We start from the raw sequence: 25,926 nt of genomic DNA, 5'->3' as shown, positions 1-25,926 counted from the left end.
ATGGATGAGGCGAGCATTCTCACTCATATGAGCCGGTCACTTGTGCTCTTCATGATCTGGGTTCTGCCACCGCTTATCGCGGCGGTCGTTGTCGGCCTGGTCGTCGGCATCATCCAGGCGGCAACGCAGCTTCAGGATCAAACTTTGCCACTGACTGTGAAGCTTCTGGTCGTTGTCGCGGTGATCGCTTTGTTCTCTCCGGTGCTCAGCGCTGCGCTGATCAAGGAAGCAGAGCAGGTGTTTACCGACTTTCCCGCACTCACAGCAAGTATTAGCCGACGTTAGATGAACGTCCCGTCACTCACCGAGACGCAAACTCTGATCCAGGAGGCGATCGAACTCGTGCTTGCAGCCGGGCTCGCGGCAGCCCGCGCCCTTGGCATTATGCTGGTCCTTCCTGTATTTACGCTGCCGCGCATCAGCGGGCTGATCCGCGGCTGCGTGACCTTTGCGATGGGACTGCCATGCCTGTTGCAGATCAGGCACGGCTTGCAGTCGCTGGATCAGGGCTCACGGCTGATCAGTATCACGCTGCTCGGTTTGAAGGAGGTGTTCGTCGGCCTGCTCATCGGCTTTTTGCTCAGTATTCCGCTATGGAGCATCCAGGCAGTGGGTGAGATCATCGATACCCAACGGGGGATTACGAACCCTGTTGCTTCCGATGATCCCGCCACGCGCGGCCAAGCTTCGGCGACAGCGGTTTTACTCGGTACCACCGCGATTGCGATCTTCGTTCTAGCCGGGGGATTGGAGAATATGATTAGGGGCCTTTATGGTAGCTATCTGATCTGGCCCGTGTATCAGTTGATGCCTAGTTTGACCGTGCAAGGCGCGATGGCATTTCTGGGGCTTCTCGGTCACATCATGTATACGGCGCTACTGGTCTCTGGCCCCGTGTTGGCATTCCTGCTGCTACTCGATGTATCGGTCATGATACTCGGACGGTTTGCGCCGCAACTCAAACTGAACGATGTCTCTCCCACCATGAAGAATCTGGCGTATGGAATAATCATGGTAAGTTACGCCACCTTCCTCGTCGAATATATGGGATCGGAAATCAGTCAGTCCAACACCGTGCTCGAGTTGTTCAAGAAGCTCCTTAAATGAGCGGCTCGAGCGAAGAGAAGAAGCTCCCTCCCACTCCCAAGAAGCTAAAAGATGCGCGCAAGAAAGGGCAGAGTCCGCGCAGCACCGATTTGGTCAGCGCAGTCAGTGTTTGCGCCGGTTTCTGCTGCCTCTGGTTAAGAGCGGGCCTCATTGAGGCCAAGTGGTGTGAAACGGTACGGCTAATCGACAAACTGCAGGGTCAGCCGTTCACGAGCGCGGTCCAGCAGGCGCTGGGCGGCTTGATCGAACTGTTTTTTGCGGCCGTTGGTCCATTCCTCGGCGCCAGTGTTGCTGCCGGTATTCTAGCGGGAGTCCTAGCCAATGGTGGACTAAACGTCTCTTTCGACTCCTTGAAGCCGAAATTCGAGAAATTGGATCCCATGAAGGGGCTCAAGCGGATTGCGTCTAAGCGGTCGCTCATTGAACTCTCGAAGTCGCTTCTTAAGCTGTGCCTTCTCGGCGCAAGCTTGCTACTCCCGGTTATCGCAAGTTGGAAGGCGCTGGTATACTTGCCAACCTGCGGTATGGGGTGTCTCAGCTTCGTGTTCACTGAGATCAAATTGCTGACCGAAATTGCTGCCGGTGCTTTTCTGATCGCCGGATTGGCCGATCTTCTTATCCAGCGCTGGTTGTTTTTACAGGACATGCGCATGACGGAGACCGAGGCCAAGCGCGAGTCCAAGGAACAGCAGGGCAATCCGCAGGTCAAACGAGAACACCGTCGCCTTCGCCAGGAGACGGCGAACGAGCCTCCGCTTGGCGTGCATCGCGCCACATTGATAGTGACAGGACAGGCGATCTTGATTGGGCTCCGCTACATTCGTGGCGAGACCGGCGTGCCGATCGTGGTTTGCCGTGGTGAGGGCGAACTTGCCTCACGACTGCTTGCTGAGGCGCAGTCGCTGCGCCTCAGCATTGTTCAGGACCCGGCCCTGGCGCGTCAGCTCATCCGGAATGCCATGCTGGGCAACGCCGTTCCTGGGAAGTACTTTGAAGGGGTTGCGAGAGCACTCTATTCCGCCGGGCTGGTCTAGACATTGCTTAAGGCAAATGATTTGCGCCACCCGATGCGCACTATCGAGGCGACTGTATATCCCTCGTCGCCGTTGACCCGGCTTCTGGCGAGGACCTGTTGCCAATTCCATCTTCCAAGTCGCTCTTGTTACGCCGCCCCATGGACCGATATGTCGCAACAGGAATGGCGGCACGATCACCTTTTGTTGCCATGACAGCTCTATTGTCCAGCAGGTCGCCCGGATCGTTGACCATGACTGCCAGATTGTTGCGGATTGAGCAGCCAAGCGTCTGGTCGAACGAATTATCGTTAACTGAAGGACCAATGATCGAAAGCGACGGACAGACGGGAGGACGTGCTTCATAGACAATGGCCTCGATTCGCACCGCGAAGCCGACAGGCCGGTCGATGCGGGGGCCGAACAGGCGGACGTTGTAAGGGGCGACGCCCATTGCGCGGGCCTCGCGTGCTACCTGCGCCGCGAGCCGGGGCGAGCCGGTGATATCGAGATGGAGCGCATCAAACCGACCCCGGCTGGCGCCGGCAATAAAATCCCTCAGTCGATACCGCTCGAGGCTACGAAGGCTCTGCAGCACGAAGACACTGCTCCGCTGCTGCACCATAGTTGCTTGTTCAGCCGGCCCGGTGTTGACCAGAGCAGTGCTTGTGCAGCCTCCTAGGCTTGCCATCAGAACGAACAGATGGGGCAGGGCTCGTAAAGTCATTCGACGGTCCTCATTCGATAATAAAGCCCGCGCCGCCTGTCGCGCCTGGTACACTGGTGCGCGGAGCGTCGCGGCCTCGCGGCGGGCTTGCCAACGTGTTCGTCAAGGTGCGCCCAATATCTGAGGGCGGTCCGATGCGGTCGGCGGGGGCGTTCATCCGGTTCGGGTTCGATGCTGGCCGCACGATGTAAGGCGTGACAATAATAACGAGCTCCGTCTCCTGCTTTTGAAAGGACGAAGAGCGAAACAGTGCACCGAGAATCGGCACGTCGCCTAACCAAGGAAAAGTACTGATGTCCGTGCTGAAGGTACGCCTGATTAGCCCGCCTATTGCAAAGCTTTGTCCGCTCCCAAGCTCGATAACGGTCTCCGCACGCCTCGTAGAGAGGGCAGGCACGGCCATACCGTTCACTTTGACTTCACCTTCTTTCGAAATTTCGCTGACCTCAGGTTTCACGCGGACATTGATTTGATTGTTGTTAAGAACGGTCGGGACGAAGTCGAGGCTCACTCCAAAGTGACGAAATTGGATCGAAACCTGTCGGTTGTCCTGCATGACCGGAATTGGAAATTCGCCGCCCGCCAGGAAGCTCGCGGACTCACCGGACATTGCGGTGAGATTCGGTTCAGCCAGCACGGTTGCGAGGTGCTCGCTCGCGAGCGCGTCGAGAACAGCGCCGACGTTGATATTACCGGCGCTGAAGCCGATACCTGCCTTGCCGCCGCCGGTAGCCGTGCCGGAACCAGCACCTTTGCCGCTGCTAAAGAAAAAAGTGCCATTCTGACCCAAAGCGGAGAGGTTGATGCCGAGCTCCTTCATGGCGCTGCGTGAGACCTCCGCGACGCGAACGCTCAGATTGACCTGTAACGACCCGGCGACCTGAATTTTATTGACGACCAGCGCACCCGGACCGAGAAACTGCTCTGTGACCCTCACGGCAGTGGCGACGACATCGGCATTGGGAGCCGTACCATTAAGGATGGCGCCGCGGGGGGTATAGCTGACTTGGATCGGATAGTCGCCAACCTGGGCCTTCAGCATGGCACGTAGATCCTCGATCGGTTGCGTAACGACAACACGCAACTCCGCGAGAGCTTCCCCATTGTCGTTCAAAGCGAACAGGCTGGTCCGTCCGGACTTCTTGCCAAAGACAAAGATGGTCGTGTTCGATGGCGCTTGATAATCCGCGATCGTTGGGTCTGCAACAAAGATGCTCGCCGCCGGCCCGGGCAGATGAACTGTCTTGCCGAGCGAGGAGGAAAGGTCCAGCGTCCCATTGATGCTGCTAGGAGCCGCGCGCGGCAGCCCCCCTCTAGCGTCCCGCATCGTCTGAGCTGCGGCAGTAAGTGGTGATAGCAAAGCGACCGCGCACAGGAGGTTGGAAAGAGAAGGATAAACGGCAGACCACAGGGCGCTAGCGACGATCGAGCGTCGATCGCTGCCACCCTCATTATCAAGAGCGATCTTCAAGGTAATCTTTGCTTTCAAGTTCGATCGACTACGCGGCCGATGCCGCGCTATTCAACTCAAGGATATAGCCGATGCCGCGTACTGTCGTGATCCGTAGCGTCGCACCAGACTGATTCAAATGACCGCGCAAGCGATAGATTGCGACTTCAAGCGCATTGGTAGAGACCTCGTTGTCAAACGCATAGAGGCTATCCTCCAGCGAGGCGCGTGGCACGGCGCGGCCTGCGCGGCTGAGCAGAAGCTCAAGAATGCACACTTCTCGGCGTGCAATCTTTTGCGGCCGACCACCAACTGAAACTTGCCGGGCGATCGGATCGAATTTTAGATTACCAAACACAACGACGGGGGCTGTCATTTGCGTTGATCGCCTCAGAATGGCTCGCATCCGAGCGATGAGTTCATCAGTAGACACGGGCTTGGGCAGAAAATCGTCTGCACCACCATTGAAAATGGCGATCCGCCTACCGAGATCATCGCGGCTGCTCATCACCATGGCAGGCATAAAATGTCCGTCGCGTCTCAACCGCTTCAGCCAGTCCAAACCGTTTCCATCCGGTAGAGCCAACTCGAGCAGGAGAATGTCGTACTTGGCGTAGTCCAGAGCGGTCGCCGCTTCATCCAGAGTGCCCACCACATCAACGGCGAAACCGCAATCCGAGAGCGCTCCTTGCACAGCGCGCGCAAGGTGCTCATCATGATCAACCAGTAGCGTTCGCATTTTTTACCTCTTCATGCCAAAACTACCAAGCAGATCACCGTCGATCATGAAGTCGGGCGAAATTGAGTTCTCCAGCTTCAACGTAAACGTCGGGAGAAGGTACCGACGAAGAAGAGCAATGTTGCCGACGGCTAACTCTCACTCCGCCCATTGCCTGCCGATTAGCAATTTCGGCCGTCTGCTGAGGATCGCATACGTCCTCGACAAGGCTCAACGTGGTCTTGATGTCGGCAATCAGGCCAGAATCAGTAAAAGCGAGCGCTGTGGCTCGGCCCTCGTACATTTTCGCGCCAATTGCGGCAGTGCTTCTGGTCATCGGCTCGGCGAGCGCATCGCCGGCACGCGCACTCGAAACCACAGCACAAGAGAGAATGGCTGGATTGGCATCCGAACTGATACGAGACATTTGGAAGGTTCCCATGTTGCCCTGACTCTGCGGTGAGTCTTGCTATGCCATCGACCTGTGAGGTCGTTTGGTCACAGCAAATGCAAGCTTGAACGCGTGAAGACGGATCGCACCCCCGCAGCGGGCCGATGCTCTAGATGCCGCTAGCGTGGGACGAACAACCAATGCGCCGCGGGCTATGAAAAGATTGTCTCGGTGGGCGATGACGTGCATCGGGAGCGGGCGAAACCCGGCATTCAGACGGATCCAACGCGCCCGCTAGGCTGCGGCCCATCTGGCACACCGACGAATGACGGCTCCGTCCTCGCAGCGGCGTTATCAGGCGTGTGGTTTGGGTGGTTCCGCCGCCTGCATTCCACCTCTCGGAACGAACGGCGGCAGATGCCGAACTTGGAGTCAACTTCGTTTCCGCTCCGACAACGGGAACGCCAAGACAGCGAGTACTGCTCCTCAGCTCATCGTGCTGTTGCAGCCTCAACTTGGCTGGCGCGGGTACCCCCTCCGGCGCGTAGGCGGCGTTGCCAACAGGCCTTCCGGTGGACTGATCGAGAAGTGTGACGGGGTCGGGCGGCGTGGCCCTACGGGTTAGAGACATTCGCAATTCTTGCTACCTGTCAGGAAGTGTTGCGCGCGACGCATTGTCGCGACTGATGTCGGAAACCCTACAATCTGACGCTACGTGCGATTCAAGTCCCTTCGAGAGCTCGTGGCACGGAATATTTTATAAATCGCAGGCCTGCTGAGGTTTCCACGCGGAAAACCAATGAAAAGCACCGCGACGCATCAATAGCAGAGCATCTTACGGGAACTAGAGAGCCTTTTCTGGCCGCGAGACTCTCCATTCGTTGTCATCTGGACGGAAACCGATGCCTGTCATGGCGGTTTGAGACATTTCGCGCTCCTTGCTATTTGTCAGCAAGTATTGTCGCGACCTGTGTCGGAAACACTACAATCTGACGCCGCGTACGACTTAAGTCCTCCGAGAGTTCGTTACGTGAATATAAGCGGCCAAACCCCCTGACGCTCGATTCATACTCTCGTCCGACGTTTTGCCCTCTTATATCCGGTGACGTCGTCCGTGCACCGACGCAAATTGATAAGCCATCGCGCGGGTGAGAGTTGCATCACGTCACCGGATATAAGCAAGCGGCGCGACGTTTCTGACAGCTCACCATCATGTGTCCGAGCTATGAGCTCAATCGGCTACAACCACGGCCCAGCGCGCGCATCGCAGTCGCGCGCGTTCCATCGCAGAGATCTGCGGGTCAGAGCGAAAGGCCGCGTTTGTGCCTAAGGCTCCAGTCAACGCTGCCGGGACCGGCGATGCCGCTCACCTTGCTCAGTTCGCGCTAGAGCGAGGGGCAGGGCACGAGCTGACGCCGAGACTGATGCCATCATGGCAAAGCGCCCCAAGGCGATCGACAATCTTTCGGCGACAGATCCCCCGCAATCTACCACCTGCATCAGCGGACAATACGCAAGGCCCATTGCCTCGGCGAGACGTCTTCCGACGGTGTCGAGCTCAGGGCGGCGCGGGCGCTCAATCAGGTTCAGGCCAAGCCGGACTTTGTCGCCGTGGCGGTGGGCAAGTTCAAGGTCTGCCAGCATATCGATCAGCCGCTCGAGTGCCGCGCAGACCTCGGCAATAGGTAAGTTGAAATTTCGCGTTCGCCATCTCCTCTTATCCGAACGCTCATGCATATTGCGCAGCGCATTTCCCGTAGGTGCCCCTGGTGCGACCAAGCCAATGCCGCTGCTTTGGCGGTAATAATTCCCCGGTGCGCCGCCCCGCTGACCCCCGAGGTTGCAGCCCAAGCGCGTTCTTCAACCAGCTTCAGGATAAATACGAACGCGTGAGCCGCCGTCCGTTTCCAGCAACTCGGCCCTGTAAGGCACGCCGCGGATGTTGATATACGTCGGGCGCCCGGCTTCCGGCAGGAGGTGCTCCCCCTCTAGTGCACGGACAAGGTAAGGCGGAAGCCAGCGTTCGCGGTGCTGCCATCCACCGCGGATAAGAAACCCAAGATCCGCTATGGGCTGACGCGATGGCCCAGCTTCATTCATCGGCCTCGCGCGAGGATGATGGATGAGACGAACGTCCCTGCGCCCTCCCGGCCCAAAAGTGGCCGAGTAATGCTCACCGTTGATCGCGAACTGGCTTGGGCCGAACTGGTTCGGCATGAGATTGACGTTACTCAGTACATCGATGAGGACGTCCGAGGCCGATTGAGAGCCGTGGCGCCAGCCCTCGCCAACGATAGATCCGATATCCAGTAGCTCCTGAGGGGCCCCTGATGGTCCAACGAACGACGGTGGTCTGGCGAGGTCGGGCGCCGGCACAGAGTGAGCATCGTCACGCAATTCATACGGTGTGGGCGGATTCAAATTAACCAGCGGCTCAAGACCGCCGTATACGTCTGACGAGGGACGCCTCGCAGATGATGGTGATGCGGGTTCTTGAATCTGCTCTCTAAACCAATTCCAAGCGCCCACGCTCGGGGTGGCTGGCGTTGCCGGAAGCTCCTGAAGCGAGCTCGGCTGCAGGCCCTGCTGCGGTGTGAACGAGGATGACGCGGGTTCTTGCATTTGCTCCCTAAACCAGTCCCAAGCTCCCGCGCTCGGGGTGGTTGGCGTTGCCGGAAGCTCCTGAAGCGAGCTCGGCTGCGGGCCATGGTGCGGTGTGAATGAGGACGACGCGGGATCTCGCATCTGATTCCTAAACCAATCCCAAGCTCCCTCGCTCGGGGTAGCTGGCGTTGCGGGAAGCTCCTGCGGCGAGGCGGGCTGCCGAGCGCCTTCCGCGGCGAACGGCGGCGCGCTCTCAGGAGGAGCCAGCCCCAGCGCTCTGTTCGCCTCGAGGACTTGCTGGTAGCGCTGAAGTCTGAGCAAATCGGCGTTGATTTTCGTATCCTCGGTTTCGCGCTCATACTCCTCAACATCTTTGGCCAGCCCAGCGTCGTTCAGTCGGCCAGCCATGGCCCCTCTTTCGCGCGTTTGCAGCCAATCACTCAGCCTATAAAGACGGCGCGCCCGCCTATCCACCGTCTTCGGCTCAATCCTGGCTGTCGCCTTTTCTGCCTCGGCCAACATGTCGATGAGGGTCGCGTCTGTGGCATAAGGAATCAGGCGGCGGATATCGGCGGACAAGGCTTTTCCGGCGCCGACGTCGCGGAGCTTTTTCAAGGCCGCGTTGGTGCGCCTCCTCGTAAGCTTAGGATCCTTCTTAGAATCCTTCGCGTAGGCCTCTACATCGCGATCCAACCCAGCTTCTAACTCCGGGTTGCCAATACGATCTGCGATTGATGGCCTCCCGTTCTGGCTAAGCCAGGCGCTGAAATTTCGCAGATCGGCTACCGCGTTTTTGACAGTGCCGTCGCCCACTGCTTTACCGGTGCCGTCGTCCCGGGTGACCTTGGCTTTGCTTTTGAAGTCCTCAAACAGCTCCTCGTCCTCCTGAGGGACCCCGCGTGTTCGGCCGGGCTGCTTGGCGTAATCTACGCGAAACTTCGTTGAAAGGACCTCATCCTGGGCCGTGGAACCGGACGGCTTTTCGCTGCGCCTCGCCCCAAGCGCCTTTCCGACACCTGACTTGATACGCGACCATAGTCCGCGATTCTTGCTGTTCTTCGTCTGAACGGCAGGCTGCTCCTCAGATTGCAAAGTGTGGCGCGCACTGCTGAACAAATCATCCCGCAAATTGGACTGCGGCGGTACTTGGGCCGAATCTCGAAAGCGAGCGCGGGGGATGTCCACGCTGTGGCGCGTGCTGCTGAACGAGTTGTCCATCAGCGGGGAATGTGGCGGCATCCTCATCGAACCGCCGAGGTCAGTGCGCCGGATTTCTCCACCGCCCCTTTTGGGACTTTCATCAGGAGAACTAGACGTTACGGAGCTCTCATCAGGCGAATTGAGTTGCAACTCGCCCATCTGCTGCTCAAAGCTAGCTTGCTCGCTCGTATTGCCCGATTGCTGCCCCGCGCGGGACTGTTGATAGTACGCTTGTGCGAATCCTTCCACATCAAAATCAAACAGATTAAAATTGTTATTCGTTCGCTCCATGGCACCTCACTCCCATAGCAAAGCTCTTATCCGGCGCACGGTAGGGTGATTGAGTGGAAGCGGTGGAGCCTTCGGCCGAGAGTCCGACTGTCGAAGCCTGAAGCCAACTGACAATCAATAATCATTTGCCGCGGCCCGAGACCGTCGCCACGCTCCTCCGATTTCCGAGATCAAGCAATCGGGTGTTCATTTCCTTTATGACGGATGACGTCGCCGTCTAGGTATCGACGTTCTCATGCTAGGAGAGTTACCTGTTGAGAAGCTGACGAATCTCAGAATGTCACAATGAGCCAATGGCGACCGCGTTGATTTCGCAGAAAGCTGCCGCATACTCGCCACGTCATTTTTGGCCCAAGCCGCGCACGAGGCCCTTTCGAAACGAAGCGGGCAAACGGCCTTGCCGATTGCTCGGACATTATGTCCGGGAGCGATACGGCGAAGCTTGAAGGACGCTTGCATCTCGGGAATTCTTCACATGCGGAGCCCGAGTCAAGACGAGGGCTGTGGCATCGTCATTGATTCGAGATCGCGGAACATGACGTAGTTCCGCCAGATCCACTGATGCAACTCGGTGGAGGGATCCTTCTCGTTGCGCATATATCTTGTGAATGAAAAGCTCAGTCGGTCGACGTAGGTCTTTAGAAATACTGGTAGCGCCGAAAAGCGGAGTACACGCGCGCCATCCATGGCTTCAGGTAACTCGCCGCGCAGCATGAATTCATTGTGGACGGTGATTAGCGCTCCTGGGGGAATCCGCCACCTCAGCATCTCATAGCTGCGCGAGGAGGTGCGGTCGGTGCCGGCCACGAACAGGACGACGGGGGCAACATGGCAGCGGAGCGCCTCCTTGATGAATCCGATCTCCTCGCACATCTTGAAGAATTCATCAAAGGCATGGAAGCCAAGATCGATTACCTTGGCCACCCGATCGTGCAGGATAAGCCGGTCCATCAGCTGCATCTTGCCGTATGTGTCGATCACATCCGCCGTCTCAGTGATGTCAGGCAGGTAATCGACCAGTGACGGCTCCTTCAGGTTGATGTCGAAGGAGAGCGCAGTGCCGTTCTTCAGCAGCAAGAACTCGCTCATGAGGCGAGAGACGAGGGTCTTACCGACCTGCGGGCTAGGCGAGCAGATGATGTAAACGGGCGTAGCTAACATTGGCAGTAATATTAAGCGAACTTCATACGTGGCTCAGCCCGTTCGATCGCCGAACGATCGACTATTTTTCACCACCGCGGGTCACTGACTTGGCGCCGGCCAAGTCCGTCAAGTTAATGCGATCATATTCGCGCCATACATTCGCGAGCCAGTGCCGAACATAGCCGCGCAGCACGAAGGAGTGGTTCGCGGCATCCTCGTTCCGGCCCTTATTGGCTACAAAGTTGACGAACGGGACGGAAGCAACTTCGACCTGCTCATAGGCCATCTGGTTGAGCTTGGGGATCGTCAGCTCGGTCGCGTTCTTGATTCGGTGGAAATAGGAGTTGTAGGTCGACTCGTCCCACTGGAAGAATTGAGTGTCGTTGATGAAGTTCTTGACCAGAAAATACTTTGCACCAGTCATGAAACTGGAGGTCTCGGCGATCTCGTCCAGGGAAGCAATGGATGATCCCAAGATGTGGAATACGGCAAAGGTGATCTGGCCGGACCGCGCGGCATCCAAAAATCCGATGTCGCGCAAGGATGCCAGCGCCGGGGACAGCAAGCCTGCGCGGGCGTCGATCACCGTGACGGATAGCCCTGAGTTCAGTGTGTCGAAGATCTTCATCTGATCCGGAGTCGTGGTCATGTCGACGATCTCGGTGATCTCGGGGTGGAATCGCTTCAACGTTCCTCGCGGCGACTCAGTATCGAATGCGCGTGTCTGCACGTTATTGGTATTGAAATAGTCCAGAAGCGTTCGGGATACGGTCGTCTTGCCGACCCCACCCTTGTCCGCACCCACCACAATCACAACTGGCTTTGTCATGGAATCCCCTTAAAGCACTCGCTACCGCCGACCGCGACGTGTGCAATCAGCAAATCTCTGCTTTGGATGCGAACATGGCAGAAACAAGGGATAGTGGAATCTTTGCCGCGTCACCAATGCGAATTGGTGGGGATTTCTTAATGCGAGCCATCAGTGACGTTGGGATAGGCACGACTAGTTGCTGTGAGCGGTGTTCCACGTCAGGTTTGTGAACATGCGAACGAGTCTGTTCTCGAAAAAAGCCCACTGCGGCGATGATCAACGCGACGATCATCAGCAGTACATCGCCGTTATATCGATGAGCATCAAACAGCTTGAATCTCACGTAGCGTCAGGTTGTAGGCTTGGAAGAACGATGACCAAGGCTAACCACGCAGGCGTCTATGGCTCATTTGAGAAATCAATTCGAGCGGCATGGCTTGCGAAGTCGACCTTCTCGCTTGCGGATGATGACCGATCATTCAGGTACATCTTGTGCCAGGATGGGAAGCGCTCTCGCAGGTTATTGAAATGACACTGAAAGCGAGCAAAGTCGCAATGTGGCCTGGGAGTGTCGAATGATACGAATGCTGAATGCCTGGTGATGTAAGTTGCAATTGTGCAGGTCGCGCACCTCCCGCGCCGCGATCAAGTTACCAGAAGCGCGCGAACAGACGCGCTCCCGCTGCATAGGCAATTGTGTCCGGACGAGATTCCGGCCCGGGGAAGGCGACGCTCCGACGGTGTAGCCGCGCAGAGCGCCCCTGGTGCGGTCTCGTAATGACGTTGTGTACGTTCTGATGACACTTAGTGAAGCGCTAAGCGAGATTGTTTGCACTCGCCACATCGGTGAATTCTCAACTGCAGTGCTGAAGCACGGCAAGCAGCTGCGGATGGTGGACCACGCAATGTTCCTGCAAAAGGCCGCCGCGGATTTCCAACTTAGATTTGTGGCATGCTTCGAAGAAGACATCTGCGCTGGTAAATCGTGGGAGTACGCCACGACATGCAACGCGGTGAGCCGGCAGGCCGGAGGTCAGGCAGGTATCGAAGCTTGCGAGCGCATAGCTGCATGTATGTCGCGGCTTGATAGCGCTCTGATTAAGGAAGTCGGGCTCAGAGCCCTTTCGTTCTTCGCATCATCATTCGGTCGACACTCAAGGGCGGCGGAATGCCGTAATGCAACGATCAGAATCGCCGAATGTTGTTGCGATGAAAGCGGAGCGCTTCAGGAGTTGAACAGCCAAAGCCTAGCATCGCTGGTGAACGGTTTCAGCAAGTGGCCGGAAGAGGCGGCCTCTCGCCAAGCCACGATCGCAATCGCGGGTGAGGTGTTGCGCCGCGCAGACCGCCGTGCCCGGCTCTCTGAGTTTGCCCCGCGGCGACTGGCGAATCTGGTGAACGGTTTCAGCAAGTGGTCAAAAGAGGCCGTCTCTCGCAAAGCCATAGTCGCGATCGCGGGTGAGGTCCTTCGCCGCGGCGACCGGCTCTCTCATTTCAATCAGCAAGCGGCGATCGGCTCTCTCATTTTAATCAGCAGGACCTGGCGAACCTGGTGAACGGCTTCAGTAAATGGCCGGAGGAGGCCTCTCGTCAGGCCACAGTCGCCATCGCGGGTGAGGTCCTTCGCCGCGCCGGCCGGCTCTCTGGGTTCACCCAGCAGGACCTGGCGAACCTGGTGGACGGTTTCAGCAAGTGGCGGAAAGAGGCGGCCTGTCGCCAAGCCACAGTCGCGATCGCAGGTGAGGTCCTTCGCGCAGCCCGGCTCTCTAAGTTTAGCCAGCAGGGACTGGCGAACCTGGTGAACGGTTTCAGTACATGGCCGGAAGAGGCGGTGTGCCACCGTGCGATAGCGGACATCGCCAGAGAGCTACAAGGTCAAGAGTTCCATCACGATGCCCACAAAGAGTCGCAGCAGGGGAGCAGAGATACGCTGGATCAAGCGCACGCCGAGGAGCTCGAGCAGCGCCTGCGAAAGATCAGCAACGAGGTTGCACACCGTCAAGGACATCCGCCATCGGGTAGCCGAATGGGTATTCGACGTAGCGCAAGCACAGCCTTTCGGCCGCGAGCTGCCGAGCCAAGAATGCCTGAGATCACCACGTCGCCTACTGCAAGATACCAAGTCATGCTCCGATGCCGAGCGCGCCCCGGACGTGAAGTCGCCATAGGGAACATGATCCTCGAGCAGACATTTGAGTTCGGCACGAGACCGACGGTCTTTGTTTGACGCACGTTTTGTCGTGTTCAGCCGTGTCCGGTTGAAGACGTCAATTTCCAGAGTCCGACACTGAGCAGGTAGTAGTCCGTCGGCGCGACGCGAAGCACATGGTTTTTCTTCTTCAAGCAGCTTCGCACAGAAGGTCTGTGGCACGCCGATTGCTCGGCGACGGTGAGGAATCGACGATGGCGATATCGCAGGCACCGGCCCGGGAGTTTATATGAGACTTGCTCAGTTGATCCAAATCAACGCCATGACTGCTGCACTTTCGAGTGCGGTCACGACAATTGAAGCCACGTCCTTCGTGGTGCCGCTGTCACTCGGCCAGCAGCGGCAGTGTTCCTATCGCGTCTGATCGTCGACAGAGAGGCGCATCCAGGTGGGGCTTCGGTTTGGCGGCGAGCTGGCGAGCCCGCCCTTCAGTCGGCCTTGTCCGGAATGGTCGCGTATGAGGCGCTGCGCACTACCTGCGTGGGGGGCGGCGAGCCGTTCCAGCAGATCGGGCGTGTCGAGGTGAGACAGAGAGCTCCGATCGGCGCGCAGGATTCTTGAACGGAGAGAACGGAACACATGGTGCCAAGCCAACTGCCACAGCGTGGTGCTGCGCCGTGGCTAGCAAATTTGAAGCGGGTTTGTGACCGTCGTTGCCCAGGAGAAAGCGGATGAAGGTTGGACTGTTTTATGAACACCAGTTGCCGCAGCCTTGGCAGGACGGCAGCGAGCGAAAATTGTTCAGTGATGCGCTGGAGCAGATCGAACTGGCCGATCGGCTCGGATTCGATCACATGTGGGAGGTTGAGCATCATTTCCTCGAGGAATACTCCCACTCATCCGCACCCGAGGTCTTTCTGGGTGCCGTCTCCCAGCGTACAAAGACTATTCGCATTGGTCACGGTATTTGCCTGTCGTCCCCGAATTACAACCATCCGGCGCGGGTGGCGGAGCGTCTGGCGACGCTCGATTTGATCTCTGGGGGGCGCGCCGAGTGGGGGACCGGAGAATCCGCGTCGCTGATCGAGATGCATGGCTTTGGGATCGAGCCCGAGCAGAAAAGTGCCATGTGGCGGGAAGGGGTCGAGCAGACCGCCAATATGATGACGATGCGGCCGTATCCCGGGTACGACGGGCAATTCTTCACAATGCCGACCCGTAACATCGTACCAAAGCCGGTCCAGAAGCCGCACCCACCGATCTGGATGGCGTGTTCCCGGCGCGACAGTATTTTGCGTGCCGCGCGTCACGGGGTAGGGGCGCTGGTTTTTGGATTTGTGGAGGCGTCGCAAGCGAAAGTTTGGCGCGACGAGTATTATCAGATCATCAAGTCCGATGAGTGCGTGCCCATTGGGCATTCGGTAAACGCGAATATCGCCACTCTCAACGGTATGATGGTTCATGAGAACGCCGAAGAAGCTATGCGTCGAGGACTCGATGGTTTCAAGTTCTTCGGTTATTCGATCGCGCATTATGCGGTATATGGCGAACACCGTCCTGGGCGCACGAATTTGTGGCGGCGCTTCCAAGCAATCAAGGACGAGATGAAGGAGACGCCAGGCTCAGGCAGCATCGGACAGCCCAGGAGTGTTCGCGAGCATCTCATGGGGTATGCTGATGTCGGTATCGACCAGATGATCTTTATCCAGCAGTGCGGCATGAATAAGCACGAGCATATCTGTGAGGCACTCGAGCTGTTCGCCAAAGAGGTCATGCCTGCTCTCAAAGAAGGGGAAGACGAGCGCGTCCGACGTAAAGAAGAGGAGCTCGCTCCCTACGTAGAGGCGGCACTTGCCCGCAAGCACTCGATGCCCGAGCTGAGCGAGTCGGACATCCCCAATGTCGAGGCGATTGGCATCGTCCTCGAGCGTTGTACAGGTAAGGACTACGCCACGGCGGGTGGCACCTTCGCGGATCCGACCCGCGGCGGCGCCATTCCGATGGCTTCACGCGAGTCCTTCGCCAAGTCGACCGATGTCGACTGATAGCACCACGAGGGATCTGCCCGAATGGGCGGGTTGGTTAGTGGCCGAGCCACCGAGGAAATCGCTCATAGTCCGAAGAAGCATGTGCTGGCCCGCACCACGCCGCTGTGGTGAGGCATGATTGCCGCGGAACCTGCGATCATGATCGTGGCGGTACTCAACGCCGATAGACTTGGATCAGATTTCCCGATCGGTAAATTGGATCGTGTCGCAGCGGCTCTGAGTAGATATTTTCCCGCTCGGGAAATTTTGCTTGCGGAACCCCCATTTGGGCAGTGGTTTTCCCGCTCGGTAAATTCAGCTTGCTGGAACACGCTTTCAAGGCTAATATTCCCGCTCGGGAAAAATGACATGACCATCACGACCACCTCAGAACTCGGCGAGACGATCCGGAACCGGCGGACCTCCTTAGGTCTTCGGCAGCAGGACCTCGCCTTGGCAGCGAACGTCGGCGTCCGGTTTATCGTCGACATCGAGAATGGCAAGGAGACAAGCCAGGTCGGTCTGGTCCTCCGCCTGCTGCACGCGCTGGGCATTCGGTTGGCGGCGGAAATGAGCCCTGTGCCGGCGGCTCGGTCGGCCAGCGAGGAATCCGAAACCTTCGACCCTGATAACTTCACGCCGTCATGACGAGCAAGCCGAAAGCGGGCGGCGCCGGCGAGACCCTGGAAGTCCGGCGCGGCGACAAGCTCGTCGGGCTGCTGCGCCGGCGCTCGGAGCAAATTCAGGACATCGAGTTCGTCTACGATGAAGCGTGGGTGAAGGATCCTCAGGCGTTCGCCGTCTCGATCCGGATGCCGCTCGCTCAGCGCGTTCACGAGCCGGACGTCGTGTACCGATGGTTTTTGAACCTACTCCCAGAAGGCCGGACGCTGAGGACGGTGGGCACCATCCTCAAGATTCCGGAGGCGAACGTGTTCGCGCTCCTTGAGGAGTTGGGAGAGGATCTCCCGGGCGCACTCGAAGTCTACCGGCCCGCCGACCAGCGACCGAAGCGGACGCCGCGTTATAAGCGGCTCACCGAAGCGGAGCTCGCCGCCGCCATTCGGCGCCTTCCGGAGAAGCCGCTTCTCGTCGGCGAGGAGGGCATCCACATGTCTTTGGCCGGCGCGCAGGACAAGCTTCCTGTAGTCCAGTATCCGGACGGCGGCGTCGGCCTCGCGCTCGACGGCGCGCCGACGACGCATATCCTCAAGCCGGCCAACAAGCACTTCAGCAACGCCGTCGAGAACGAGGCCTTCTGTCTTCGCTTGGCGGCCAAGGTGAAGCTGCCCGTCGCCGAATGTACGATCGGAAAGGCGGAGGATCTCGATTACCTGCTGGTGAAGCGCTACGACCGCGAGCCCCACGGGCGCAGCCTCCGCAGAATCCATCAGGAGGATTTCTGCCAGGCCACGGGGCACATCCCGTCGACCAAATACGAATCCAATCCGGCGACCAAGCTGCGTGGACCGACCCTGAAAGACTGCTTTGACGTTCTGCGGAACACGCAGGCAGGCGCCTTCAACGCCGCCCGTTTCGTCGATTTCTTTGTCTTCAACGTTCTCTGTGGAAACGTCGATGCGCATTCGAAGAACTATTCGCTGCTGCTGCAGCCGAGCGGCGCCGTCTCCATGGCGCCGCTCTACGACGTCATGAACGGCGACATCTATCCGGACGTCACGCGAAATCTGGCGATGAAGATCGCCGGCAAGAACCGCGGTCACTACATCTACGCCCGACATTGGGATCGGATGGCGGAGGAAAACCAGCTTTCCGGCGCGCAGGTGAGGCGCCGCGTCGGCGAATTGTCTCAGGCTGTCCTCGATGCACTGCCGTCCGTCCTCGAAGAGTTGAACGCGCTGAAGAAGTCTCCGGTCTACCAGCAAATCTCGGACTACGTCGCCGGCTATTGCCGCGACATGCTGCGGAATCTGAAAAGCGATGCCGAGGACGAGCCCGAAAAGGACCCGGATCCTGAGGCCGCCACGCGTCCCCCAGGATTCTCTTGAATATTTTTGCAGAACTGCGTCGCGGGGGTGAGGTTAAGCTTACTCTTCGACGTTGACGGCACATAGGTCGCGCGCCGCAGGTCAGGAAGCCCTACTGTGCACGCTCATCTCATGCTGAGCGGCGCGTGAGTTTTCAATTATCCGTACTGAAGATATTAGCCGGCAGCACGAGGGGCACGCCACGATCCAGGTCATAAAGCAATATCTCGAGATCTTCTACACGAGCGGATCGGATTGGGTCGCACGCATGAAGCGTCTGACTGCTTTCGCGCCAGATCTCGACACCTTCAGTCAGCATTTGGACGTCCCGCCAAGCTGAAGAGTAGCGCATCATGGACGACGGTCGAGCGATTCTGGAGGCGCTAGAACTTCCGCAAGCGGAAGAGCCGGAGCAACCCGAGCTGGTCGAAGCCACTTCGAGCAAGGCCCCGGTGACCGCGTGTCGCCGCAACGGCAGGCTCGCCGAACGAAGCGCGCGCCGCGACGTAACCGAGGGCGTAGGAACGCGCCTAAATTTCGATCTTTGGCCCTTACGAGGGCGGTGCGCGTCGACGATCCGCCTGGCGCTGCCGAAGCGAGGGCACGTCATCGCTCCGGAGAGCCTATGGAGGGCGAGCTCCCCGCCGGGCAGTCTCACCGCCACTAGACTAGGGTCTGTACTCAATAAGATTCCGGTCTGGCCTTATTTGTGATTCAAGCTCCCAAGCGAAGGGGGCGAAGCAACTGTGCTGGCTGAGCGAGTTGGAGTGGAAGCGGATCGAACCGCTGTTGCCACGCGGGCGACGCGGGGCGCACCGCGTGGATGACCGGCGCGTGATCAGCGGGATTTTCCACATGCTGCGATCGGGTGCACGCTGGCGAGACTGTCCGCCAGACTACGGGCCGTACACAACGATTTACAACCGCTTCAACCGCTGGAGCCGCCAAGGCGTGTGGAGCAATATTCTCTACGCGTTGACCGGCTCGCTCGCGCGGCGGGCGCACCACGCGAGCATCCTAAAGCATGATCTGGAAAAATGGATACCGGTTTTCGCCGAAAGGAGTGAAACGTTGGCGCGACAAATACGGCCGACAAAGCCTCTCGGCGAGCTAGGTGTTCACCGCGTGCTCGCTAAGGAAGGCCTGATAGGCGAGCTTGATGCCATCTTCGAGCCTGGTGCTGGCCCGCCAGCCCAGCTTGGCCAGCCGGCTGACGTCGAGCAACTTGCGTGGCGTGCCGTCCGGGCGCGAGGTGTCAAAACTGATCTCGCCGGTGTAGCCGACGGTTGCCGCCACGACGCGGGCGAATTCGGCGATCGTGATGTCCTCGCCGGTGCCGATATTGACCAGTTCGTCATCCGAATAGGTCTTCATCAAATGGATGCAGGCATCCGCCAGGTCGTCGACATAGAGTAATTCGCGCCGCGGCGTGCCGGTGCCCCATACCACGACCTCCTTGGCGCCGGATTGCTTCGCCTCATGGAAGCGGCGGATCAGCGCGGCGACGACGTGGCTGTATTCGGGATGGTAATTGTCGCCGCTTCCGTAGAGATTGGTCGGCATCACATTGATGAAGTCGGCGCCGTACTGGCTGCGATAGGCCTCCACCAGCTTGATCCCGGCGATCTTGGCAATCGCATAGGGCTCGTTGGTCGGCTCCAGCGGCCCGGTCAGCATCGAATCCTCGCGCAGCGGCTGCGGCGCCAGCTTGGGGTAGATGCAGGACGAGCCTAAGAACATCAGCTTCTCGGCGCCGTGGACATGCGCGGCATGGATCACGTTGGAAGCGATCGCCAGATTGTCGTAGAGGAATTCGACGCGCAGCGTGTTGTTGGCGACGATGCCGCCGACCTTGGCGGCGGCGAGAAACACCACCTGAGGCCGGTTGGCAGCAAACCACGCATTGACCGCGGCCTGATCGCGCAGATCAACTTCGCTGCGGGGCGCGGTCAGCAGTTCGACACCTTCCGCAGCCAGCCGGCGCACCAGCGCGGCGCCGACCATGCCGCGGTGGCCGGCGACGTAGACCGTCTTGCCCTTCAGTTCAAACGGCAGGCTTGCCATTGGCGATCTCCCGCCGCGCTTCGTCGAGATCGTTCGCCACCATTTCCCTGACCATCTGGGCGAACGACGTCTTGGGCTTCCAGCCGAGTTTCTCGCGCGCCTTGCTGGCGTCGCCGACCAGAAGATCGACCTCGGTGGGGCGGAAATAGACCGGATCGATGCGGACCACGGTCTTGCCAGATTGGGCGTCGATGCCGGTCTCGTCGGCGCCCTGGCCGCGCCACTCGATGCGGCGGCCGACCTCGGCAAAGGCGAGTTCGACGAACTCGCGCACCGAGCGGGTCTCGCCGGTCGCCAGCACGAAATCGTCCGCCGCATCGGCCTGCAGGATCTTGTGCATGCCCTCGATATAGTCCCGCGCATGGCCCCAGTCGCGCTTGGCCTCGAGGTTGCCGAGATAGAGCGCCTCGTCGAGGCCAACCTCGATGCGGGCGACGCTGCGAGTGATCTTGCGGGTGACGAACGTCTCGCCGCGGATCGGGCTCTCATGGTTGAACAGGATGCCGTTACTGGCAAACATGCCGTAGGCCTCGCGGTAGTTCACCGTGATCCAGTAGCCGTACAGCTTGGCGACGCCGTACGGCGAGCGCGGGTAGAACGGCGTGGTCTCCCTCTGCGGCACCTCCTGGACCAGGCCATAGAGCTCCGAGGTCGAGGCCTGGTAGAACCGCGTCTCCTGCTCCATGCCGAGGATGCGGATCGCCTCCAGCAGCCGCAGCACGCCGATGGCGTCGGCGTTGGCGGTGTATTCCGGGCTTTCGAAGCTGACGCCGACATGGCTCTGGGCGGCGAGGTTGTAGATCTCGGTTGGCCTGATCTGCTGCATCAGCCGGATCAGGTTGGTCGAGTCGGTCATGTCGCCGTAATGCAGCAGGAATGGCAGCTTGCGGGAATGCGGGTCCTGGTAGAGGTGGTCGATCCGCGCGGTGTTGAACGAGGACGACCGCCGCTTGATGCCGTGAACCTCATAGCCGAGGCCGAGCAGATATTCGGCCAAGTAGGCGCCGTCCTGGCCGGTGACGCCGGTGATCAGCGCGACGCGCTGTTTTGAGTCCAGAGCCGTCATTCTCTCTCCGGTTACGCGCAAGCGAAGGCCGTCATTTGCGAAGTCTAACTGAAGGCCGATTCAAATCAGGCCGCCGTAGAGTCAGCATCGGCCCGGGCAATGAATTGCTGGAGCCCGCCCTTTGCCTTGTGCTGTGGTGCGATTGCGACGAGCTACTTTGCATTTCGGCAGCAATGACATGGTACGACGCGCCTGTTGAAGAGCCCGAGATACGCCGGCGGCCGTATCCTAAAAAGCCACGAGTTGATCGAGAGGCGCGCATAATCCGTCCGTTTATCGTCACGCAGGCGCATGCACTATGTATACATTGATATACATTGCGCAGGGAGGGCGTGCGTGAGAATTCGAGGACAAAGTTCAACGGACCTCCGCGAGGCCATGTAAGAAGGTAGCTGCCGAGCGCTCCAGAAGTTCTCGACAGGACTGCTGTCTAGGCTTCGGCAGGCCTTCTCTGAGAGACCGCATATTTCCATGGAACCAACATCTTCCTTAACAGTACATCGGCAGATTGTTTCTCTTCTTCAAAAGCCGGATCCCGTTATCTTGGATATCGGCTGCAACGACGGAACCGATACGCGAAAGTTTCTCGAGCTCTGCCCGCAGGCTCAGCTCTACTGCTTTGAGCCAGATCCCCGAGCGGCTGCTCGCTTCAAGAAAAATATGGATCTGTACCTCAACAAGGTGAAGCTATTTGAGATCGCGATCAGTGATCGAAATGGCAGGATCGACTTCCATCCAAGCAATGGAAATGGAGATGCAAAGGAATGGGATCTCTCCGGCTCAATACGCCGACCCAAGAATCATCTCGTGGAATATGACTGGGTTCGGTTTGATAATCCCATCTCAGTTGAAACTCGACGGTTGGATGACTGGTGCAGCGAGGCGAACTTAAAACACATCGATTTCATCTGGATGGACGTGCAGGGAGCCGAGTCCGATGTGATCGCTGGCGGCAGGCATACCTTGACCAACACGCGCTTCATCTACACGGAATACAGCGACCAGGAGCTCTATGAAGGGCAGCAGTCCCTGCAAGCCATTCTTGACTTGTTACCTTCGTTCGAGGTCGTGACCCAGTATCCCCACGGAGTCGAGGGTGATGTCTTGCTTAGGAACACGAGCCTGTAGAAGGAGCTCAGTTCTGCTTCTCTCCTGCTGCAGGTCTACCCAGCCTCTATTGTAGAATCCATTAGCAGACGGATTAGGCGTGGTGAGCGCATGTACAAGGTCGCCGAAGAGGCAGTCGGCGTCGGGCAATATGGGCGGACGCTGACCGTGCTTACCTGCAGTTCGGTCGGCGAGCAGGATCACGACGAAGAGGATGAACAGACCTGATCGAGAGATGGACGCCACGGTTCCGGCGATGAATCCTCACTGGCCTGCGATCAGCTCTTCGATAAGAACTCGCGAAGGCTCTTCGCCGCTTTTGAATGGATAGCAGAACACGCTGCTGTCCTTCGATATGCGGACGGTATTATTTCTCCCGCCCAGTTGTAGACACCCTAAAATAGGTGTCGGTGAATCGCTTTGAATGAAGTGCTTGAAGTCCTGTTCGCCGGCCGGCAGTTCTTCATCGCCCTGGTGTCGCTGACTTCGGCTTCGAAGGCCGCGAACTCTTGGGGCTCTCGGAGATCGCGCTTGTTTCTTCAGGACAGTTGTGCGGGGATAGCAGAAGCCGTCGGCAACAGCGGCATACAATTCCGGGCTACGCTTTGCGATAGCCCTTGATAATGGTCGTCCGGCGCTCTTCAGGGGTAAGAGCATTGGTCTTCGAGATTGCGGAGCTGCCCTTCATCTTGGGGGAATAGTGGATCCCTTCCACCGCACTTGATTTCCTGAATCGGCCGCTGCCAATTACAGACCCGGCCGCTTGCCCTTCTTTGGAGATGGTTTCTTAAAGCCATGGTTGAACATTAGCTTAGATTAGGTTGACTGGCACGAGGCTATCCTGATTTTCGTGTTGAGGTGTCCATCCCTCTGGGAAATGGCAATCCATGTGGGCAGCTCGGCGCTTTTGGCAGCGGCCGCGGCCTCATTCTTTCGCCCCTAGGTGATACGGCCATGCCGAGGAACACCATCATCGCTTGATTGATCCGTACGATAACCTCGTCGTCGCAACGACCAACACGCCTGCCGACCTTGGCGTTGGAAACGGTTGTGATTTTGTCTACCATCAGCCGGCATGTCGAGAACAAGCCGTTGCGCTCATTCGGCTCGACAATGAGCCGGAACAACGGCCATCCGTTGGATCGGTGGTGAACGCAGAAATGGGAATGGAGTCGGTCGCATCGAAACTGTCGTCCTGCATGATGACGACCGGGCGCGGCTTGCCTGCATAATCCTTGCCGCCAGCGACGGTCCAGATCTTGCCGCGTCTCATTCGTCTAGGTCGGACACGTCGTCGATGAAAGTCTGATCCTCGCGCGCATGGCTGCTGGCCGCAACAGCGAGTGACTGACGATGAGCCTGCTTGCGGAAGGATGGAGACCGCACATCGGGTACCCAAATCTCGATGGGCCGCAAGCCCTGTGCCCGCAGCCTTTCGCGATGTTCCCCGCACCTTCACCCGACCACGCTTGGGCCGTCACCGTCTGTCCTCCATGTTTGGTTACATGTAACCTGGCACAATCGCATCCGATTGGCCGGCCCTTTTTGCCGATTGCCTCACCGGTAACTCCCTGTCGTGGACGATCGCATTTCAACGCGAGTTTCCGGAAAGCCTAGCAATGTTGAGCGCGCAGCGCTGCTGAAAAATGGTTTTGGAATGGACCAGCCCACGCAGCGGAGTTGGTCCGGCGATCGCGATGGCTTGCATTGGCAGCTTATGAGAGTGCGAGGAGATGCACCTTGCTCGCGGCGGAATCGAATGAGGTTCTGGGAGACCAACAGAAACAGCTTGAATCTCACGTGGCGTCAGGTTGTAGGCTTGAAAAAATGTTGACAAAAGCCACACCCACCCAGGCGTCGATTGCTCATTGGCAACTCAAATTTGAGTGCCTCGCAACGTTAGCATTGAGAGATTCGTGTCTTCGCGAGCACCCTCGTGACGCTTTCAGTCAGTGTGCGTTTCGAGAGGCTGAGTCACTTCGCGTGATAGCAGGTCGAAACAGATCGAAGTCAAGGATCGAAGATCTACAATCCAAGAGGGCTCGTACAGGTGCACCGTGGAGGTAGATCAGTCCGTGCAAGCGCTTGGGGCGGCCGGCTTCCCGTAAGGCAGAGTCACCCATGTGGGTGAGGCCTGCGCCGCACTGGCTGGGCCGCGTGGCACGTTGCGGTCTTCTCTTAGGGTCGCGCACGCGCAGCCGATATTGGTATGCAAGTGTCGAGCGCGCCGTATTCTTTGGAAGTGCGGTACGACTGCGAAGGAGCTGAACTTCTGTGATGTCTTACTGCTTTCTCCTCGCCTCGTGGGGCACGTTGGGAAACCTCAGTCCTCTGCTCACCGCGGCCCGGCGGTTGCGCCGGCCTGGTCACCACGTTCGGGTAATTGCGGACCCCGCCATGCGTGCAGAAGTCGACGCCGCCGATTTCGAGTTCGTGTCATGGCGACGCGCCCCAATCGGTGAGGCTGCGGATCCGGCAGATCTCTCCAACCTCCGAGATCGTATGCGCAGGGTCATCTTTGAGCCTTGCTCTGCTTACGCGGCCGATATTCGGGACGAAATTGGCCGCCTACCAACGGATGCCGTTCTTAGCCTCGATTTTCTGTTCGGAGCGGCGCTTGGGGCGGAAGCGTCCGGCGTGCCTTTCGCGTTTCTTTCGCCTCACGTCAGCCTTCGCATCCTGCCAGGAATGCCGCCAGCTACCTCCGGATTGGGCCAGCCGAAAACGCCAGAGGAGCGCGCCGAGGTGGCGGCAGCCTGTGCCGCTCTCGATGGCGCGATGAATGCGTCTCTTCCTATCCTAAATCGGGCCCGCGTTGATTTCGGACTTCCCGTTCTTCCGGACGTTATGGATCTGTTCGACCGGGCTGACCGAGTTCTGCTCGCGACCAGTCGGGTCTTCGACTTTGAAGCCACCTCTCTTCCGGACAACTTCCGCTATATCGGACCGTTGCTCGATGTGCCGAATTGGTCCAAGTCGTGGCAGGCTCCATGGCCAGCGCAGTCTGATCGTCCCCGCGCGCTAATCGCCTGTAGCACAGGTGCGCAGAACCAGCGCGATCTGTTCCAGCGCGTCATCGACGGGGTCGGAATGGTTGAAATCGATGCTGTGTTCACAATAGGTCCGAATCTGGATGTGGCCGACTTTCGCGCTCCGCAGAACGTGCATTTGGTGCGCGGTGTTCCCCATGACTCCGTCATGAAGGACGTTTCTCTGGTCATATCACAAGGCGGCCACGGCACCGTCACCCGTTCACTGATCAACGCTTTGCCGCAACTCATTCTGCCAATCGCACGAGACCAGTTGGCCAATGCTGCGCGAGTCGAGGCGAGGGGTGTGGGACTTCGATTGGGACCGACGGTTTCCGAACAGGAGATAGCGGCAGCGATAAACCGGCTCATCACGGAACCGCAATTTAAAGTCGCAGCCCGGAAGCTTGGCGAGGCTATTAAGGCCGATATCGATACATCTGGCCTTGTCAACGAGATGGAGCTTCTCGCCGCTGTCGGACGTCAGCGACGTCGCCACTCATAAATTGAGTCCGCCGTGGACTGGCCTGACGATCAGCGAAACGGCAACTGTGCGATGAATTGCCACGCGCTGGTGAAAACATCTCCCGCGGCATGGCGCAACCTTGGCGCGCGCTAATCAAAGAGAAATCCTGGTCGTGCGCATTCCTCCGGATTCGTTCGCCTTCACCTTGTTACTTGGTCTTATGGCTTCGTTGCCGACGTTTGGGATTGACACGATCCTCCCAAGCCTTTCGGCGACAGGAGACGATCTCGGAGCGACCTCGGCCGAAGTGGGTTTGGCGATGAGCGTCTATCTCATGAGCTTGGGAGCGACCCCTCTCGCTTATGGACCGATACCGGATCGCGTCGGCCGCAAGCAGATCGTTCTGTTTGGCTGTGTACTTGTTGTCGTCGCAAGCTTGGGCTGCATGCTGTCCATTTCGCTGCCGCAGTTCCTGATTTTTCGCGCGCTCGAGGGCGCCGGTGCTTCCGCTACTGCAATTGCTGCCTTTGCAATTGTCAGGAACATCTCCGACGGCGAGGCCGCAGCCGCAAAGT

Annotated in this window: 23 protein-coding genes and 3 pseudogenes; 13 read left to right on the top strand and 13 right to left on the bottom strand. The window is 58.5% G+C overall.

Annotated features, from left to right (window positions below):
* The 3 genes from LMTR13_RS24135 to LMTR13_RS24125 are packed head-to-tail and all read left to right on the top strand — an operon-like array spanning position 1 to position 2,141.
* The gene (locus tag LMTR13_RS24135) at positions 1–285 is read left to right on the top strand and encodes an EscS/YscS/HrcS family type III secretion system export apparatus protein (protein ID WP_057847258.1); all 285 of its coding nucleotides are present in this window, start codon (positions 1–3) and stop codon (positions 283–285) included.
* Positions 286–1,107 carry a type III secretion system export apparatus subunit SctT gene (gene sctT / locus LMTR13_RS24130; protein WP_065729992.1) on the top strand — a complete coding sequence of 274 codons (822 nt, stop codon included), beginning with the start codon at positions 286–288 and terminating at the stop codon, positions 1,105–1,107.
* A complete protein-coding gene (locus LMTR13_RS24125) occupies positions 1,104–2,141 on the top strand; it encodes an EscU/YscU/HrcU family type III secretion system export apparatus switch protein (RefSeq protein ID WP_065729991.1) in 1,038 nt (345 codons plus the stop codon). Before sctT ends, LMTR13_RS24125 begins: the two co-directional genes overlap by 4 nt.
* A 40-nt stretch (positions 2,142–2,181) precedes the next feature.
* Here LMTR13_RS24125 and LMTR13_RS24120 read toward each other — a convergent pair whose 3' ends face one another.
* The 9 genes from LMTR13_RS24120 to LMTR13_RS40980 form a co-directional block, all read right to left on the bottom strand.
* Positions 2,182–2,847, bottom strand: a complete 666-nt coding sequence (locus LMTR13_RS24120) for a CpaD family pilus assembly lipoprotein (RefSeq protein WP_065729990.1) — start codon at positions 2,845–2,847, stop codon at positions 2,182–2,184.
* A gap of 10 nt (positions 2,848–2,857) precedes the next feature.
* On the bottom strand, positions 2,858–4,273 hold the full coding sequence (locus LMTR13_RS24115; protein WP_236843491.1) for a type II and III secretion system protein family protein: 1,416 nt from the start codon (positions 4,271–4,273) through the stop codon (positions 2,858–2,860).
* 73 nt (positions 4,274–4,346) lie between these two features.
* Positions 4,347–5,036 (bottom strand): response regulator, encoded by a 690-nt coding sequence (locus tag LMTR13_RS24110; RefSeq protein WP_065729989.1) that lies wholly within the window; start codon positions 5,034–5,036, stop codon positions 4,347–4,349.
* A 34-nt stretch (positions 5,037–5,070) separates the two neighbouring features.
* Positions 5,071–5,442: a type 1 periplasmic-binding domain-containing protein gene (locus tag LMTR13_RS40985; RefSeq protein WP_156795743.1), complete on the bottom strand. Its 372-nt coding sequence runs from the start codon at positions 5,440–5,442 to the stop codon at positions 5,071–5,073.
* A 1,302-nt stretch (positions 5,443–6,744) separates the two neighbouring features.
* The gene (locus LMTR13_RS43745; RefSeq protein ID WP_418219807.1) at positions 6,745–7,050 is read right to left on the bottom strand and encodes a hypothetical protein; all 306 of its coding nucleotides are present in this window, start codon (positions 7,048–7,050) and stop codon (positions 6,745–6,747) included.
* A gap of 216 nt (positions 7,051–7,266) precedes the next feature.
* Positions 7,267–9,501: a hypothetical protein gene (locus LMTR13_RS41825; protein ID WP_065729987.1), complete on the bottom strand. Its 2,235-nt coding sequence runs from the start codon at positions 9,499–9,501 to the stop codon at positions 7,267–7,269.
* 489 nt (positions 9,502–9,990) lie between these two features.
* Positions 9,991–10,662, bottom strand: a complete 672-nt coding sequence (locus LMTR13_RS24095; protein WP_065729986.1) for a hypothetical protein — start codon at positions 10,660–10,662, stop codon at positions 9,991–9,993.
* Positions 10,663–10,723: 61 nt separating this feature from the next.
* Entirely contained in the window at positions 10,724–11,473 is a 750-nt protein-coding gene (locus tag LMTR13_RS24090; RefSeq protein WP_065729985.1) for a P-loop NTPase family protein, read from the bottom strand.
* 46 nt (positions 11,474–11,519) lie between these two features.
* Positions 11,520–11,798, bottom strand: a complete 279-nt coding sequence (locus LMTR13_RS40980; RefSeq protein WP_156795742.1) for a hypothetical protein — start codon at positions 11,796–11,798, stop codon at positions 11,520–11,522.
* Between the two features lie 454 nt (positions 11,799–12,252).
* Between LMTR13_RS40980 and LMTR13_RS24080 the strand changes: the two genes are divergently transcribed.
* From LMTR13_RS24080 to LMTR13_RS42695, 7 genes and pseudogenes are all read left to right on the top strand, one after another.
* Positions 12,253–13,011, top strand: coding sequence for a hypothetical protein (locus LMTR13_RS24080; RefSeq protein WP_156795741.1), 759 nt, complete (start codon positions 12,253–12,255; stop codon positions 13,009–13,011).
* On the top strand, positions 13,008–13,682 hold the full coding sequence (locus LMTR13_RS24075; RefSeq protein WP_065729982.1) for a hypothetical protein: 675 nt from the start codon (positions 13,008–13,010) through the stop codon (positions 13,680–13,682). Before LMTR13_RS24080 ends, LMTR13_RS24075 begins: the two co-directional genes overlap by 4 nt.
* Positions 13,683–13,893: 211 nt before the next feature.
* On the top strand, positions 13,894–14,028 hold the full coding sequence (locus LMTR13_RS43175) for a hypothetical protein (protein WP_257784716.1): 135 nt from the start codon (positions 13,894–13,896) through the stop codon (positions 14,026–14,028).
* A 307-nt stretch (positions 14,029–14,335) separates the two neighbouring features.
* On the top strand, positions 14,336–15,649 hold the full coding sequence (locus LMTR13_RS24070; protein WP_065729981.1) for an LLM class flavin-dependent oxidoreductase: 1,314 nt from the start codon (positions 14,336–14,338) through the stop codon (positions 15,647–15,649).
* Between the two features lie 351 nt (positions 15,650–16,000).
* Positions 16,001–16,279: a helix-turn-helix transcriptional regulator gene (locus tag LMTR13_RS24065; RefSeq protein WP_035728200.1), complete on the top strand. Its 279-nt coding sequence runs from the start codon at positions 16,001–16,003 to the stop codon at positions 16,277–16,279.
* Positions 16,276–17,640 carry a type II toxin-antitoxin system HipA family toxin gene (locus LMTR13_RS24060; RefSeq protein ID WP_065729980.1) on the top strand — a complete coding sequence of 455 codons (1,365 nt, stop codon included), beginning with the start codon at positions 16,276–16,278 and terminating at the stop codon, positions 17,638–17,640. The genes LMTR13_RS24065 and LMTR13_RS24060 overlap by 4 nt, the downstream gene beginning before the upstream one ends.
* A gap of 684 nt (positions 17,641–18,324) precedes the next feature.
* Positions 18,325–18,597, top strand: a pseudogene (locus LMTR13_RS42695) (transposase); the annotation flags it as partial.
* Positions 18,598–18,729: 132 nt separating this feature from the next.
* Here the strand turns inward: LMTR13_RS42695 and fcl are convergent.
* Together fcl and gmd are read right to left on the bottom strand one after the other, a co-directional pair.
* On the bottom strand, positions 18,730–19,683 hold the full coding sequence (gene fcl / locus LMTR13_RS24045; RefSeq protein WP_065729977.1) for a GDP-L-fucose synthase: 954 nt from the start codon (positions 19,681–19,683) through the stop codon (positions 18,730–18,732).
* The gene (gene gmd, locus LMTR13_RS24040) at positions 19,664–20,749 is read right to left on the bottom strand and encodes a GDP-mannose 4,6-dehydratase (protein ID WP_065729976.1); all 1,086 of its coding nucleotides are present in this window, start codon (positions 20,747–20,749) and stop codon (positions 19,664–19,666) included. The genes fcl and gmd overlap by 20 nt, the downstream gene beginning before the upstream one ends.
* A gap of 471 nt (positions 20,750–21,220) precedes the next feature.
* On the opposite strand from gmd, the gene LMTR13_RS24035 reads away from it, so the two are divergent.
* A complete protein-coding gene (locus LMTR13_RS24035; protein WP_065729975.1) occupies positions 21,221–21,877 on the top strand; it encodes an FkbM family methyltransferase in 657 nt (218 codons plus the stop codon).
* A gap of 989 nt (positions 21,878–22,866) precedes the next feature.
* Here LMTR13_RS24035 and LMTR13_RS42690 read toward each other — a convergent pair.
* Both LMTR13_RS42690 and LMTR13_RS39575 read right to left on the bottom strand, forming a co-directional pair.
* Positions 22,867–23,129: pseudogene (locus LMTR13_RS42690) on the bottom strand (type II toxin-antitoxin system PemK/MazF family toxin); the annotation flags it as partial.
* Complete coding sequence (locus LMTR13_RS39575) at positions 23,126–23,272, bottom strand: antitoxin MazE family protein (protein ID WP_335622037.1); 147 nt, start codon at positions 23,270–23,272, stop codon at positions 23,126–23,128. The gene LMTR13_RS39575 and the pseudogene LMTR13_RS42690, both read right to left, overlap by 4 nt.
* Positions 23,273–24,253: 981 nt before the next feature.
* Here LMTR13_RS39575 and LMTR13_RS24025 point away from each other — a divergent pair.
* Positions 24,254–25,390, top strand: a complete 1,137-nt coding sequence (locus LMTR13_RS24025; protein ID WP_236843075.1) for a glycosyltransferase — start codon at positions 24,254–24,256, stop codon at positions 25,388–25,390.
* Positions 25,391–25,571: 181 nt separating this feature from the next.
* Positions 25,572–25,847, top strand: a pseudogene (locus LMTR13_RS43740) (MFS transporter); the annotation flags it as partial.
* Positions 25,848–25,926 lie beyond the last annotated feature (79 nt).

The sequence above is a fragment of the Bradyrhizobium icense genome (genome assembly GCF_001693385.1).
Taxonomy (GTDB): Bacteria; Pseudomonadota; Alphaproteobacteria; order Rhizobiales; family Xanthobacteraceae; genus Bradyrhizobium; species Bradyrhizobium icense.
This window is presented reverse-complemented; position numbering and strand designations above follow the sequence as displayed.